The sequence below is a fragment of the Dyadobacter chenwenxiniae genome, assembly GCF_022869785.1.
Taxonomy (GTDB): domain Bacteria; phylum Bacteroidota; class Bacteroidia; order Cytophagales; family Spirosomataceae; genus Dyadobacter; species Dyadobacter chenwenxiniae.
In genome coordinates, this window is record NZ_CP094997.1 from 4,769,173 (window position 1) to 4,781,308 (window position 12,136).

Annotated in this window: 24 protein-coding genes; all 24 read right to left on the reverse strand. The window is 40.9% G+C overall.

Going from position 1 to position 12,136, the window contains the following annotated elements; all coding sequences use genetic code 11:
- Positions 1-11: 11 nt before the first annotated feature.
- The 24 genes from MUK70_RS20295 to rpsS all read right to left on the reverse strand — a co-directional run bounded on the left by MUK70_RS20295 (position 12) and on the right by rpsS (position 12,127).
- Positions 12-1,001, reverse strand: coding sequence for a DNA-directed RNA polymerase subunit alpha (locus MUK70_RS20295; RefSeq protein ID WP_026631251.1), 990 nt, complete (start codon positions 999-1,001; stop codon positions 12-14).
- A 124-nt stretch (positions 1,002-1,125) separates the two neighbouring features.
- The gene (gene rpsD, locus MUK70_RS20300) at positions 1,126-1,731 is read right to left on the reverse strand and encodes a 30S ribosomal protein S4 (protein WP_026631250.1); all 606 of its coding nucleotides are present in this window, start codon (positions 1,729-1,731) and stop codon (positions 1,126-1,128) included.
- Positions 1,732-1,817: 86 nt separating this feature from the next.
- Complete coding sequence (gene rpsK, locus MUK70_RS20305) at positions 1,818-2,213, reverse strand: 30S ribosomal protein S11 (RefSeq protein ID WP_026631249.1); 396 nt, start codon at positions 2,211-2,213, stop codon at positions 1,818-1,820.
- Between the two features lie 41 nt (positions 2,214-2,254).
- A complete protein-coding gene (gene rpsM / locus MUK70_RS20310) occupies positions 2,255-2,632 on the reverse strand; it encodes a 30S ribosomal protein S13 (protein ID WP_233854328.1) in 378 nt (125 codons plus the stop codon).
- Between the two features lie 5 nt (positions 2,633-2,637).
- Positions 2,638-2,754 (reverse strand): type B 50S ribosomal protein L36, encoded by a 117-nt coding sequence (gene ykgO, locus MUK70_RS20315; protein ID WP_015813811.1) that lies wholly within the window; start codon positions 2,752-2,754, stop codon positions 2,638-2,640.
- A 41-nt stretch (positions 2,755-2,795) separates the two neighbouring features.
- A complete protein-coding gene (gene infA, locus MUK70_RS20320; RefSeq protein WP_026631247.1) occupies positions 2,796-3,014 on the reverse strand; it encodes a translation initiation factor IF-1 in 219 nt (72 codons plus the stop codon).
- 12 nt (positions 3,015-3,026) lie between these two features.
- Positions 3,027-3,824, reverse strand: coding sequence for a type I methionyl aminopeptidase (map, locus tag MUK70_RS20325; protein ID WP_234654903.1), 798 nt, complete (start codon positions 3,822-3,824; stop codon positions 3,027-3,029).
- A gap of 8 nt (positions 3,825-3,832) precedes the next feature.
- Positions 3,833-5,146, reverse strand: a complete 1,314-nt coding sequence (gene secY, locus MUK70_RS20330) for a preprotein translocase subunit SecY (RefSeq protein ID WP_234607829.1) — start codon at positions 5,144-5,146, stop codon at positions 3,833-3,835.
- A 59-nt stretch (positions 5,147-5,205) separates the two neighbouring features.
- The gene (gene rplO / locus MUK70_RS20335) at positions 5,206-5,652 is read right to left on the reverse strand and encodes a 50S ribosomal protein L15 (protein WP_234607830.1); all 447 of its coding nucleotides are present in this window, start codon (positions 5,650-5,652) and stop codon (positions 5,206-5,208) included.
- Positions 5,653-5,664: 12 nt separating this feature from the next.
- A complete protein-coding gene (rpmD, locus tag MUK70_RS20340; RefSeq protein ID WP_031528736.1) occupies positions 5,665-5,844 on the reverse strand; it encodes a 50S ribosomal protein L30 in 180 nt (59 codons plus the stop codon).
- Between the two features lie 32 nt (positions 5,845-5,876).
- Complete coding sequence (rpsE, locus tag MUK70_RS20345) at positions 5,877-6,392, reverse strand: 30S ribosomal protein S5 (RefSeq protein WP_082217001.1); 516 nt, start codon at positions 6,390-6,392, stop codon at positions 5,877-5,879.
- Positions 6,393-6,406: 14 nt separating this feature from the next.
- A complete protein-coding gene (gene rplR, locus MUK70_RS20350) occupies positions 6,407-6,760 on the reverse strand; it encodes a 50S ribosomal protein L18 (protein WP_234607831.1) in 354 nt (117 codons plus the stop codon).
- Between the two features lie 43 nt (positions 6,761-6,803).
- Positions 6,804-7,361, reverse strand: coding sequence for a 50S ribosomal protein L6 (gene rplF, locus MUK70_RS20355; protein WP_234607832.1), 558 nt, complete (start codon positions 7,359-7,361; stop codon positions 6,804-6,806).
- Between the two features lie 21 nt (positions 7,362-7,382).
- The gene (gene rpsH, locus MUK70_RS20360) at positions 7,383-7,781 is read right to left on the reverse strand and encodes a 30S ribosomal protein S8 (protein ID WP_026350532.1); all 399 of its coding nucleotides are present in this window, start codon (positions 7,779-7,781) and stop codon (positions 7,383-7,385) included.
- Between the two features lie 76 nt (positions 7,782-7,857).
- Complete coding sequence (rpsN, locus tag MUK70_RS20365) at positions 7,858-8,127, reverse strand: 30S ribosomal protein S14 (RefSeq protein ID WP_233854322.1); 270 nt, start codon at positions 8,125-8,127, stop codon at positions 7,858-7,860.
- Positions 8,128-8,153: 26 nt separating this feature from the next.
- Positions 8,154-8,714, reverse strand: a complete 561-nt coding sequence (gene rplE / locus MUK70_RS20370) for a 50S ribosomal protein L5 (RefSeq protein WP_026631239.1) — start codon at positions 8,712-8,714, stop codon at positions 8,154-8,156.
- Positions 8,715-8,787: 73 nt separating this feature from the next.
- Entirely contained in the window at positions 8,788-9,129 is a 342-nt protein-coding gene (gene rplX / locus MUK70_RS20375) for a 50S ribosomal protein L24 (protein ID WP_233854319.1), read from the reverse strand.
- Positions 9,130-9,170: 41 nt separating this feature from the next.
- Complete coding sequence (rplN, locus tag MUK70_RS20380) at positions 9,171-9,539, reverse strand: 50S ribosomal protein L14 (protein ID WP_026631237.1); 369 nt, start codon at positions 9,537-9,539, stop codon at positions 9,171-9,173.
- A 3-nt stretch (positions 9,540-9,542) separates the two neighbouring features.
- Positions 9,543-9,806: a 30S ribosomal protein S17 gene (gene rpsQ, locus MUK70_RS20385; RefSeq protein WP_233854317.1), complete on the reverse strand. Its 264-nt coding sequence runs from the start codon at positions 9,804-9,806 to the stop codon at positions 9,543-9,545.
- Positions 9,807-9,821: 15 nt separating this feature from the next.
- Positions 9,822-10,016, reverse strand: a complete 195-nt coding sequence (gene rpmC / locus MUK70_RS20390; protein ID WP_233854316.1) for a 50S ribosomal protein L29 — start codon at positions 10,014-10,016, stop codon at positions 9,822-9,824.
- A gap of 36 nt (positions 10,017-10,052) precedes the next feature.
- Complete coding sequence (rplP, locus tag MUK70_RS20395; RefSeq protein WP_026631234.1) at positions 10,053-10,484, reverse strand: 50S ribosomal protein L16; 432 nt, start codon at positions 10,482-10,484, stop codon at positions 10,053-10,055.
- Between the two features lie 44 nt (positions 10,485-10,528).
- Positions 10,529-11,386, reverse strand: a complete 858-nt coding sequence (gene rpsC, locus MUK70_RS20400) for a 30S ribosomal protein S3 (protein ID WP_233854315.1) — start codon at positions 11,384-11,386, stop codon at positions 10,529-10,531.
- A 19-nt stretch (positions 11,387-11,405) separates the two neighbouring features.
- Complete coding sequence (rplV, locus tag MUK70_RS20405) at positions 11,406-11,795, reverse strand: 50S ribosomal protein L22 (protein ID WP_234654904.1); 390 nt, start codon at positions 11,793-11,795, stop codon at positions 11,406-11,408.
- Between the two features lie 53 nt (positions 11,796-11,848).
- On the reverse strand, positions 11,849-12,127 hold the full coding sequence (gene rpsS / locus MUK70_RS20410; protein ID WP_026631233.1) for a 30S ribosomal protein S19: 279 nt from the start codon (positions 12,125-12,127) through the stop codon (positions 11,849-11,851).
- Positions 12,128-12,136 lie beyond the last annotated feature (9 nt).

Here is a 12,136-nt window from a genome sequence, read left to right on the forward strand (position 1 = left end):
GGAATTATTTATCAATCTTCGTCCAAACGATATTTGGCAACGTCCATTCCAAATGTGAGTTGCTTATCAGCTACAAGCTGTTCCAACTCAGTAAGAGATTTTTTACCAAAATTGCGGAATTTCATCATGTCTGAAATTTCAAGTCTAACCAGATCACCAAGTGATTTAACGTCAGCTGATTTCAAACAGTTGTATGCACGCACAGAAAGGTCCAGCTCTGACAATGAAGTCTTAAGTAGTTTTCTCATACGCAACATTTCTTCATCCACCTGATTGTCTTCTTCTGCTTTCTGCTTCTCAAACGTCATTGTTTGATCAGAGAATAGCATAAAGTGTTGGATCAAAATGTTCGCTGCACCTTTCAACGCATCTTCCGGATGGATTGAACCATCTGTTTGAATGTCGATCAAAAGACGCTCGTAATCTGTGCGTTGTTCGACACGTGTATTTTCAACACTGTATTTAACATTTTTAATCGGGGTATAAATAGAATCCACTGCAATGTATCCAAACGGCAATTCATTTGCACGCGGCTCATCAGCAGGGACGTACCCTCTTCCTTTGTCCAAAAGAAGTTCCATTTCGAACTCTTTCTGGTCATCAATATGGCAAATAACCTGATCTGGATTTAAAACTTCAAATGCATTAGTAAACTTACCAATGTCACCCGCTGTGATAACGGATACATTTTTAAGGTTCACAACGATCCTGCTTTCGTTCAGATCAGAAACTTTTTTAAAACGAACCATTTTAAGGTTCAGGATGATTTCTGTTACATCCTCAACTATACCTTCGATAGAAGAAAACTCATGAAGCACACCAGGGAACTTCACGCTCGTAATGGCATAACCTTCCAAAGATGAAAGAAGTATTCTACGTAATGCATTACCAATGGTTACGCCGTATCCTTTCTCTAAAGGCTTAAACTCAAACAACCCGTGAAAGTCGTCTGCTTTTTCCATGACGACCTTATCAGGCATTTGGAAAGCTAATATTGACATAGTCCTTGCTCCTTTTATAGTAGTAAATGATAGTTGATCACGCTACCGTTACCTTTGCGATCGCAAAATTGCCGATTTCGGCTAAAAGCACGCCTGGTAAACTAGGCGTGCTGTAATATGAAGATTATTTAGAATACAACTCAACGATAAGCTGTTCGTTGATGTTTTCAGGGATTTGTTCGCGTTCTGGGAAGGTTACGAATTTACCTGTCAATTGTTGACCATCCCATTCCAACCAGTTGAATCCTTTAGAGCTGTGACCAGCAAGGCTCTCTGAAACTGATTCAAGAGATTTCGATTTCTCACGAACTGTCACGATTTGTCCAGGACGTAGAGAATAAGAAGGAATATTAACAATTTCACCATCAACAAGTATATGTTTGTGGGAAACAAGCTGACGGGCAGCCCGTCTGGTTGGAGCGATACCCAAGCGGTAAACTGTATTATCAAGACGAGCTTCGCAGTATTTCAACAGGTTCTCACCAGTAATACCCTCTTTAACCGAAGCTTTTTCGAATAGATTACGGAATTGTCTTTCAAGAATACCGTAGATGAATTTCACCTTCTGCTTTTCCATCAATTGCAAAGCATACTCCGATTTTTTAGAGCGGCGACCCTTTCCGTGAACTCCGGGAGGGTAATTCTTTTTTGCAAGAGCTTTGCTCGGGCCCATAATGGGTTCTCCGTAGCGTCTTGCAATCTTTGATTTGGGACCTGTATAACGTGCCATTAAAAACTTTTTATTTTACTTAAATTATTTAAAAACCATTCTGTAACCCCAGTGTCCAAATTACGAATGGGCATTAGATTGAAATACTATACTCTCCGACGTTTTGGAGGACGGCAACCATTGTGTGGAAGCGGAGTAATATCTCTGATTGTAGTTACCTCGATTCCAGCATTTTGAATAGTACGAATTGCTGATTCACGACCAGATCCTGGTCCTTTAACAAAAACCTCAGCTTTACGCATGCCTAGATCGAAAGCAACCTGAGCACAGCTTTGGGCTGCAGTTTGTGCTGCGTAAGGTGTATTCTTTTTCGATCCACGAAACCCCATCTTACCGGCAGATCCCCAGGAAATCACCTGACCATTGTTATTTGTAATAGAGATGATAATGTTGTTGAATGAAGCTTTGATGTGTACTTGACCCACCGACTCCACTACTACAACTCTCTTTTTTGCTTTATCTTTTCTTTTATTTTGTGCCATTGCTTATGGATAGAAATGTGGTCTTCACCACCGCTCACTGATTATTTAGTAGCCTTTTTCTTGTTCGCGATTGTTTTGCGTTTACCCTTACGAGTACGAGAGTTGTTCTTTGTCCTTTGTCCGCGCAACGGTAAACCCTTACGGTGACGAAGACCTCTGTAACAAGCGATATCCATTAAGCGCTTAATGCTCAGTTGAACTTCTGATTTAAGTGCACCTTCTACTTTATATTCACCTGCTATAACCGCACGAACTGCACCGGACTCTTCATCATTCCAGTCAACAACTTTCTTATTGATGTCAACTCCTGCTTTTTCTAGAATTTTTTTCGCTGAACTGCGTCCAATTCCGAAGATATAAGTTAGTGAGATTTCGCCCCTTTTACGGTCGGGAATATCAACTCCTGAAATACGTGCCATAATGATTAACCTTGTCTTTGTTTATACCGTGGGTTCTTCTTGTTAATAACATACACTTTACCCTTTCGGCGTATAACCTTGCAGTCTTCACTGCGTTTCTTTACTGATGCTTTGACTTTCATCTCGAATGTTACTTGTTGTTAATAATGAGGTCGTCTTCTCCTTATTTGTACCGGTAAGTAATTCTTGCCTTTGATAAGTCGTAAGGAGACATTTCCAACTTAACACGGTCGCCCGGTAATATTTTTATATAGTGCATTCTCATCTTTCCTGAAATATGCGCAATCACTTCATGTTTATTCTCTAAAATTACACGAAACATTGCATTGGAAAGCGCTTCTAAAATTACTCCGTCTTGTTCGATTGATGCTTGTTTTGCCATTCGTAGCGTTAATTACATTACTTCAACCATAAGGCTGGTGTTGGCCGTCACTTTTTCTATATAATCGAATGTTGTCAGAATTTCGGCTTTGCCTTTACGAACAACGACTGTGTGTTCAAAATGCGCCGAATACTTTCTATCGCTAGTTCGAATCGTCCATCCATCCCGTTCTTGCATCACTGATTTAACTCCCAAATTAATCATGGGCTCAATCGCAAGAACCATCCCCTCTTTTAGGCGGATTCCCTTCCCGCGTTTCCCGTAATTTGGAACTTCCGGGCTTTCGTGAAGATCTCTTCCAACGCCATGTCCTACTAGTTCCCTTACAACTGTATATCCTTTTTCTTCAACGAAACTCTGAACTGCAAAGCCAATGTCTCCAATTCTCATTCCTTCCGTCGCCTGCTCGATTCCTTTATATAACGATCGCTTAGTTGCAGTTAAGAGACTCATAACTTCCGGGCTAACTTCACCAACGGGATAAGTGTAAGCGCTATCGCTATGAAACCCATTCAACTTAACACCGCAATCGATCGAAACAATATCTCCTTCTTTTAACGTATAACTGCTAGGGATTCCGTGAACGACTACTTCGTTAACCGAGATGCACAATGATGCCGGAAACTTGTTAAATCCTTTAAACGAAGGAATTCCACCATGATCTCTTATGTATTCCTCTGCAACAGAATCTAATTTTTGCGTTGTTACACCTGGTTTTACCCAAAGAGCCACTTCTGCATGAGCTCTTCCTAAAATTTGAGCACTTACTTTGATAAGCTCAATCTCTTCTTCCGTTTTAAGATAAATCATGCCTAATATCAGATCGCAACGCTCTCCGTTCTTCCCGTCACCCGTCCTGATTTCATCAAACCTTCATATCTTCGCATCAACAGGTAACTTTCAATCTGCTGCAATGTATCTAACACAACACCCACCATAATCAGCAACGATGTTCCTCCAAAGAAGTGAGCAAAATCTGTTGACACGCCTAAAAGACTTGCAAATGCTGGTAATATAGCCACAATCGCAAGCATCAGAGAACCAGGGAATGTTATCCTATCTAGGATAGAGCTAATATATTCAGACGTCTGTTGACCTGGTTTCACACCTGGAATAAAGCCACCACCTCTTTTCATATCATCAGCAATTTGCTGCGGATTAACCGAAATAGCTGTATAGAAGAACGTGAAAACGATAATCAGAAATGCGAAAAGTAAATTGTACTGCCAAGTCGTATAGTTTGCAAAAATTGTTGCGACATTACTTGCAAAATCGCTTTTCTCAGCAAAATATGACGCTCCTAACGAAGGAATAAACATTAATGCCTGTGCAAAAATAATAGGCATAACGCCCGCAGCATTAAGTTTTAAAGGCAAATATTGACGCTGGCCACCCATAACCCGGTTTCCAACGACCTGCTTCGCGTATTGGATAGGAATTCTGCGCACTGCCTGTGTAAGCATTACAGCGCCCATAATTACAAAATACAATGCGACAATTTCAAGAACCGTCAATAAAATCTGTCCACTTCCCCGAGAAACAAATTCCTTATAAATGGCACCTGGGAATCTCGAAACAATACCAATCATTATTAGCATCGAAATACCATTACCAATTCCTTTATCAGTAATCCTTTCTCCCAACCACATACAGAACATTGTTCCAGCAGTTAAAACAAAAACAGATGAGATAGAGAAAAGGCTCCTAGATACTAGTAAAGCCTCATCGGGTACAGTTGTATTTAAATAAGCAGTTCCTTGTACCAACGTGACAACGATCGTCAATACGCGGGTAATCTGATTCAATTTCTTTCTTCCTGACTCACCCTCTTTCTGCATCTTCTGGAAATACGGCAATGCCATAGTCAGCAACTGAATCGCAATAGATGCGGAAATATAAGGCATAATGCCCAAGGCGAAAATAGACGCCTTACTAAACGCTCCTCCCAAAAAAGTATCAAGAAGACCCAAAAGCCCCTGAGTGGATACGTTCATTTGATCTGGTTCGACACCAGGCAAAGCCACATAAGACCCCAAACGGAAAATCGTTATAAACAAAAGAGTGTTGAGAATTCGCGTTCTCAACTCTTCAATTGCAAATATATGTTTTATAGTCTCTAAAAATCGTTTCATGTCGTGGGCTTACATTAGCTAATTGTGAAAACAACCAGTGCTTAACACAAACAGCAAAATTATAGTTTAACCGCTTTGCCTCCTGCCTTTTCAATCGACTCAATTGCAGCCGCAGAAAAACCATTTGCCTGAACCTCGACAGCCGCAGAAATTTCGCCTCTGTTCAAAATCTTTACAAGATCCTTCTTTGCACACAAACCATTTTCACGAATTAAGTCAAGCGTAATCACCGAAGCACTTGTCTTCTCCGCAAGCGCCTGAATTGCATCCAGGTTAAGCGCCTTGAATTCCACTCTATTAATATTGTTGAACCCAAATTTTGGAAGACGTCTTTGAAGTGGCATTTGACCACCCTCAAATCCAACTTTCCGGCTATAACCTGAACGAGATTGTGCTCCTTTATGTCCACGTGCAGATGTTCCTCCTTTACCAGAGCCCTGACCACGTCCAACCCTCTTTCCTGTTTTAACAGAACCAGCAGCTGGCTTTAATGAACTAAGATTCATATTTACTATATGTTAAATTTCCTCTACTTTAACCAAATGGCTCACCTTGCGGATCATACCAGCAATGGCATCGCTATTTTCTTTCTCAACAGATCTGTTCAGCTTACCTAAGCCTAATGCTTTGATGGTAAGTTTTTGTCTCTCAGGACGATCAATTGTGCTTTTAACTTGGGTAATACGTACTTTTGACATGATTACTTCAGGTAAAGGGACAATCCAATGGATTATCCGTTAAATACTTTATCTAATTTAACGCCTCTCTGGAATGCCACCTGATGTGGAGCTCTCATTTTCAGAAGAGCATCAATTGTAGCTTTGATTACGTTGTGTGGGTTAGATGAGCCTTTGGATTTCGCAAGTACATCTTTAATTCCAGCACTTTCCAGTACAGCACGCATTGGACCACCAGCAAGTACACCTGTTCCAGGCGCAGCAGGTTTGATAAGCACAAATCCACCGCTGAACTTACCTTCCATTTGGTGAGGAACTGTATGTTTCAGCATCGGAATCTGAATCAAATTTTTCTTTGCGTCATCGATTCCTTTGGCAATTGCGTCAGTTACTTCATTAGCTTTTCCAAGCCCGTATCCAACTACACCATTTCCATCTCCTACCACTACGATAGCCGAAAAACTAAAACGACGACCACCTTTTACTACTTTTGCTACCCGATTGATCGCTACTACGCGTTCTTTCAAGTCCGATTCGTTAACCTTTGAAGGTTTTGTATTTGTAGACATAGTCTTTGTTATACTTAGAATTTCAGGCCACCCTCACGAGCTCCTTCGGCCAATGCTTTTACTTTACCATGGTACAAATATCCATTTCTGTCAAAAACGACAGTTTGGATACCCGCCTCTTGCGCTTTCTCAGCTATTTTTTTACCAACCTGAAGAGCTGACTCGACATTAGAATTTTCTTTTCTTCCGCCAAGATCAACCGATGATGCACTTGCAAGTGTAACACCACTGATATCATCTATAATTTGCGCGTAAATACTCGTGTTAGAACGGAAAACCGATAATCTCGGACGCTCTGCACTACCTTTCACCTTCTTACGAATGTGATATTTAAGGCGTTGTCTTCTATCTGCTTTTGCGGTAGCCATTTTTCAACTTATCTTACTTGTTATAAACTAATTCCGTGACTTACTACTTTTTAGAAGCAGATTTTCCAGCCTTACGACGAACAACCTCACCAACAAAACGAATCCCTTTTCCTTTGTAAGGTTCAACCTTACGCAATGATTTGATTTTCGCAGCAACTGATCCAATCAGCTCCTTGTCGATGCCTTCTAAAATAACCTTAGGGTTCTGTCCCTTTTCAGAAGTCGTTGTAAGCTTAATTTCCTGCGGAATAGCCATAAAAATATTGTGAGAATATCCCAACTGCAATTCGAGCACATTATTTGCCGCACTTGCCTTGTAACCCACACCAATAATTTCTAACTCCTTCTTATACCCTGCATCCACTCCGATCACCATATTATTGATCAAAGATCTGTACAACCCATGAAGTGCTTTGTGACGCTTCTGCTCAGTAGGGCGACTAACTTTCAGTTCGCTACCTTCAATTTCAACACTGATGTCGCTATCAACTGTTTGATGAAGCGTTCCCTTAGGTCCTTTTACCGACACTACATTACCTTCTGCAACTGATACAGAAACACCTGCTGGCAAAACGATAATTTTATTTCCTATACGTGACATTTCCTGAATAACTTTTAAATATTAATACACGAAACATAACACTTCCCCGCCAACATTAAGCGTTTTAGCTTCTTTGTCAGTCATAACACCTTTTGAGGTTGAGATGATAACAGTTCCTAAACCACCCAATACGCGTGGTAATGTTGATGAACCTGAATATTTACGAAGTCCAGGCTTACTAACCCTCTCCAATTTCACAATTGCAGATTGCTTTGTCACAGGATTATATTTCAAAGCTATTTTGATTACACCCTGAGGACCTACTTCGTCAAATTTATAACTCTGAATATACCCTTTATCAAAAAGTACTTTAGTTATTTCTTTTTTTATGTTGGATGCAGGTATCTCAACAACCCTGTGCTTCGCTTTGATAGCGTTTCTGAGTCTCGTCAGATAATCTGCTATGGGATCCGTTAACATTTTTATGCCTAGTTTAAACACCCCTTTGAAACGGGAGTGCAAAGTTAAGTAATTGAAATCAGAATTGAAAGTATTCTTACCAACTTGATTTTGTAACACCCGGAATCTTGCCGTCAGAAGCCATATCCCGGAAACAAACTCTTGAAATTCCGAATTTGCGCATATAACCCCGAGGCCTTCCCGTGATTTTGCATCTATTATGCAAACGTACAGCAGAAGAGTTACGTGGTAATTTATCTAAACCAACCCAGTCACCCGCAGCTTTTAATTTTGTACGCTTTTCAGCAAACTTAGCTACTAAGGCTTCTCTCTTTCTCTCCCGTGCTTTAACTGATTCTTTTGCCATTGTCGGTAAATATCTTATATTAAGAATTATCCTTGTTTGTTCGCATTTGTAAACGGCATACCCAGTGCCTTCAACAATTCATAACTCTCTTCGTCAGAATTAGTTGAAGTAACGAATGTGATATCCATCCCGGTGATTTTATTCACCTTTTCTATACTAATCTCAGGGAAAATGATTTGCTCTTTAACACCGAAAGTATAATTTCCGCGTCCGTCAAATCCTTTGTCACTGATACCTTTGAAATCTCTAACCCGGGGCATTGCAATCGCAGTCAAACGATCAAGGAACTCATACATGCGATCGCCACGAAGTGTTACCTTTGCTCCAATCGGCATGTTTTCACGCAACTTGAAGTTAGAAACCGCTTTCTTGGAAATCGTTGCGATGGCTTTTTGACCAGTGATCTGGCTCAATTCTTCTACACCAGTATCAACCAATTTCTTGTCAGCTACTGCTGCACCAATTCCCTTATTGATAACAATCTTTGTCAAACGGGGAACTTGCATTACTGACTTGTACTGAAATTTATCTTTCAGTTGCGAAACAACTTCGCTTACATACTTTTCTTTTAATCTCGGCTGTGCCATCTTTTTGAAGATATTATTGTGGATTACCGACCCACCGTTTATATTCTATTCCAAGTTCAACGTGAACAAAGAATTACAAAATATTTCCTGTCTTTTTCGAAAAACGCTGAAGCTTACCTTTGTCATCAGCTTTGCGACCAGTTCTGGTCGCTTCGCCAGTTTTAGGATCAACCACCATTAGGTTACTAATGTGTATTGCACCTTCACGCTTTTCAATGCTTCCTTGTGGAGTTTGTGCATTTGGCTTAACATGTTTTGTGATCATGTTTACACCTTCAACAACAGCTCTAAGCTTTTCAATATCCACCTTCTTGATAACACCAGTTTCACCTTTTGCATTGCCTGAGATTACCTTTACAGTATCTCCGCTGCGAATGTGCAACTTAGCTGGTGCTTTTTTATTTTTGCTTTCCATTTTAGATATTCTCTTATCAGTTCAAAGAAATACTAGAGTTCTTACAACACCTCTGGTGCCAATGAAACGATTTTCATGAATTGCTTTTCACGCAACTCTCTTGCAACCGGTCCAAAGATACGTGTACCACGTGGCTCGTCATTGTTGTTTAACAAAACAGCTGCGTTATCTTCAAATCTGATGTAGGTTCCATCTTTACGGCGTACTTCTTTTTTGGTACGAACCACAACGGCTTTTGAAACCGTTCCTTTTTTCATATTGCTCGAAGAAAGAGCTGATTTTACTGTTACGACGATTTTATCGCCTACTGAGGCATAGCGTTTGCCAGTTCCGCCAAGTACACGAATAACGAGTACTTCCTTCGCTCCACTGTTGTCTGCTACCGACAGTCTTGATTCTTGCTGTACCATTTGTTACTTAGCTTTTTCAAGGATTTCTATTAATCTCCAACGCTTGTTCTTACTAAGCGGACGTGTTTCCATCACGCGGATCGTATCACCGATGCCAACCTGATTGGTTTCGTCATGCACCATAAGTTTGGTAGTTTTAGTCATAAACTTACCATACTTGGCATGCTTCACTTTACGCTCCACAGTGATCACGCAGGATTTCTCCATTTTGTTGCTCACTACTTTGCCAACTCTTTCTTTACGTAAATTTCTTTCTGTTGCCTCCATAATTTCTAAACTGATTTACTGTTGGTTACTTTTAGCCGACAGCTCGGTTAAGAGTTTTGCAATTTCCTTACGCGAGGTACGAATACGCAAAGGGTTTTCAATGGGTGAAATCGCATGTGCGAATTTCAATCGCAATAAGCGCTCCCGCTCCTGAGCAATTTGCTCTTTTAGCTGATCCTGCGACAGATCCTTAATTTCTTGACTAGTCATTGCTTTAAATAATTAGCGTTCTTAATAACATTCGGGTTAATTCGCTTCTTGATAATCCCGACGTACAACGAACTTCGTTTTGATTGGCAACTTTTGTGCAGCCAAACGCAATGCTTCGTTAGCGGTATCCAAAGTAACACCAGTTGCTTCGAAGATGATTGTTCCTGGCTTGACCGGTGCAACCCAATATTCAGGAGCTCCTTTACCTTTACCCATACGAACTTCCGCTGGCTTCTTGGTAATTGGCTTGTCAGGGAAAACACGAATCCATACTTGGCCTTCACGTTTCATAGCACGAGTTACTGAAATACGTGCAGCTTCGATTTGACGAGCAGTCAACCAACCTGGTTCAAGCGCTTTGATAGCAAAAGAACCAAATGCGATTTCATGTCCGCGAGTAGCCAAACCATTGTATGAGCCCTTGCCTTTTTGTTGCTTGCGAAATTTTGTCCTTTTCGGCTGTAACATGATTTTAATCTATTTGACCCGATACGAAATCGGAAAATGTCTGATTACTTCTTCTTATTCCTATTGTTATTGTTGCCACCACCGCTGGCGTTGCGTTTACGACGATCAGCTTCGCTTCCACCGCCTCCGCCTTCACCACGTGGTGCACCACCATCACGGCCGCCACCTCTCCGATCTCTTCCGCCACGATCATTTCCACCACGGTCGTTTCCGCCTGATGCGCTTCTTTCTGCTCTATCAGATGCAGCCGTTGCAGCACTTGGTGTCAAATCTCTTTTACCGTAAAGCTCTCCTTTGAAGATCCAAACTTTAATACCGATCTTACCGTAGATAGTTTGTGCTTCTGAGATTGCATAATCGATATCAGCTCTCAAAGTATGTAGTGGAATTCTTCCTTCCTTATACTCTTCAGTACGAGCCATTTCAGCTCCACCAAGACGTCCAGCAAGACGAATTTTAATTCCTTGTGTTCCAACCCGCATTGCAGAAGCGATTGATTGCTTCATTGCTCTACGATATGAAATACGAGCTTGAAGTTGCTGTGCGATTGCCTCGCCTACCAATTTCGCATCGATCTCAGGACGCTTGATCTCATAAATGTTGATCTGAACGTCTTTTCCAGTGATCTTTTTAAGCTCTTCTTTGATTTTATCAACCTCGCTACCACCTTTACCAATCACAATACCCGGACGAGCCGTGTGAATTGTCAATGTGATACGTTTTAATGTTCTTTCAATAACTACTTTCGAAATCGATCCTTTTGGGATACGTGCTTTGATGTAGTTACGGATTTTCTCATCTTCAACTAATTTATCAGAGAAGTCTTTTCCTCCATACCAACTTGACTCCCATCCTCTAACAATTCCTAGTCTCAGACCTATAGGATTTACCTTTTGTCCCATTCGATATAGATCGTTTTACTTATGATTCGGTGATTACTGATTCTTTGTCTGCGCTTGCGATAGAAACAGAAGCATCGTCAATCACAATTGTAATGTGGTTAGAACGCTTGCGGATTCTATGTGCTCTTCCTTGCGGTGCAGGGCGCAAACGCTTTAACATACGTCCACCGTCAATAAATACGGTTTTGACAATAAGATCAGCGTCTTCCAGCTTCGCATCTTCATTCAATTGTTGCCAGTTAGCAACTGCAGAAAGTAAAACTTTGTGCAAAACCGGTGAAGAAGCTCTCGGTTGAAACTTTAATAGTGCCAACGCCTTGCTGACCCTTTGTCCGCGAATCATGTCGGCTACTAACCTCATCTTGCGAGGAGAAGTAGGCACATCTTTTAATATAGCTCTTGCTTCCATGTTCTTTCAGATATAGGCTCGTTCCTGTTACAGAACCAGCTATCGTCGACTAATTATTTTCTACCTTTATCTTTTTTTGCAGTGTGGCCACGGAAGTTACGAGTAGGAGAAAATTCTCCTAATTTGTGACCAACCATATTTTCAGTTACATAAACTGGAATGAACTTGTTTCCGTTATGCACCGCGAATGTATGCCCGATAAAATCCGGCGATATCATAGAGCGTCGTGACCAAGTTTTAATTACTGATTTCCGAGAAGCACTGTTCATCACAGTTACTTTGTTCTCCAAACGAAAATCGATATATGGTCCTTTTTTTAATGAGCGTGCCATGTTATACTA

Coding starts and splice junctions, on each gene's coding strand:
- MUK70_RS20295 (WP_026631251.1), bottom strand. CDS start 1,001: ATGTCAATATTAGCTTTCCAAATGCCTGATAAGGTCGTCATGGAAAAA.
- rpsD (WP_026631250.1), bottom strand. CDS start 1,731: ATGGCACGTTATACAGGTCCCAAATCAAAGATTGCAAGACGCTACGGA.
- rpsK (WP_026631249.1), bottom strand. CDS start 2,213: ATGGCACAAAATAAAAGAAAAGATAAAGCAAAAAAGAGAGTTGTAGTA.
- rpsM (WP_233854328.1), bottom strand. CDS start 2,632: ATGGCACGTATTTCAGGAGTTGATATTCCCGACCGTAAAAGGGGCGAA.
- ykgO (WP_015813811.1), bottom strand. CDS start 2,754: ATGAAAGTCAAAGCATCAGTAAAGAAACGCAGTGAAGACTGCAAGGTT.
- infA (WP_026631247.1), bottom strand. CDS start 3,014: ATGGCAAAACAAGCATCAATCGAACAAGACGGAGTAATTTTAGAAGCG.
- map (WP_234654903.1), bottom strand. CDS start 3,824: ATGATTTATCTTAAAACGGAAGAAGAGATTGAGCTTATCAAAGTAAGT.
- secY (WP_234607829.1), bottom strand. CDS start 5,146: ATGAAACGATTTTTAGAGACTATAAAACATATATTTGCAATTGAAGAG.
- rplO (WP_234607830.1), bottom strand. CDS start 5,652: ATGAATCTTAGTTCATTAAAGCCAGCTGCTGGTTCTGTTAAAACAGGA.
- rpmD (WP_031528736.1), bottom strand. CDS start 5,844: ATGTCAAAAGTACGTATTACCCAAGTTAAAAGCACAATTGATCGTCCT.
- rpsE (WP_082217001.1), bottom strand. CDS start 6,392: ATGTCTACAAATACAAAACCTTCAAAGGTTAACGAATCGGACTTGAAA.
- rplR (WP_234607831.1), bottom strand. CDS start 6,760: ATGGCTACCGCAAAAGCAGATAGAAGACAACGCCTTAAATATCACATT.
- rplF (WP_234607832.1), bottom strand. CDS start 7,361: ATGTCACGTATAGGAAATAAAATTATCGTTTTGCCAGCAGGTGTTTCT.
- rpsH (WP_026350532.1), bottom strand. CDS start 7,781: ATGTTAACGGATCCCATAGCAGATTATCTGACGAGACTCAGAAACGCT.
- rpsN (WP_233854322.1), bottom strand. CDS start 8,127: ATGGCAAAAGAATCAGTTAAAGCACGGGAGAGAAAGAGAGAAGCCTTA.
- rplE (WP_026631239.1), bottom strand. CDS start 8,714: ATGGCACAGCCGAGATTAAAAGAAAAGTATGTAAGCGAAGTTGTTTCG.
- rplX (WP_233854319.1), bottom strand. CDS start 9,129: ATGGAAAGCAAAAATAAAAAAGCACCAGCTAAGTTGCACATTCGCAGC.
- rplN (WP_026631237.1), bottom strand. CDS start 9,539: ATGGTACAGCAAGAATCAAGACTGTCGGTAGCAGACAACAGTGGAGCG.
- rpsQ (WP_233854317.1), bottom strand. CDS start 9,806: ATGGAGGCAACAGAAAGAAATTTACGTAAAGAAAGAGTTGGCAAAGTA.
- rpmC (WP_233854316.1), bottom strand. CDS start 10,016: ATGACTAGTCAAGAAATTAAGGATCTGTCGCAGGATCAGCTAAAAGAG.
- rplP (WP_026631234.1), bottom strand. CDS start 10,484: ATGTTACAGCCGAAAAGGACAAAATTTCGCAAGCAACAAAAAGGCAAG.
- rpsC (WP_233854315.1), bottom strand. CDS start 11,386: ATGGGACAAAAGGTAAATCCTATAGGTCTGAGACTAGGAATTGTTAGA.
- rplV (WP_234654904.1), bottom strand. CDS start 11,795: ATGGAAGCAAGAGCTATATTAAAAGATGTGCCTACTTCTCCTCGCAAG.
- rpsS (WP_026631233.1), bottom strand. CDS start 12,127: ATGGCACGCTCATTAAAAAAAGGACCATATATCGATTTTCGTTTGGAG.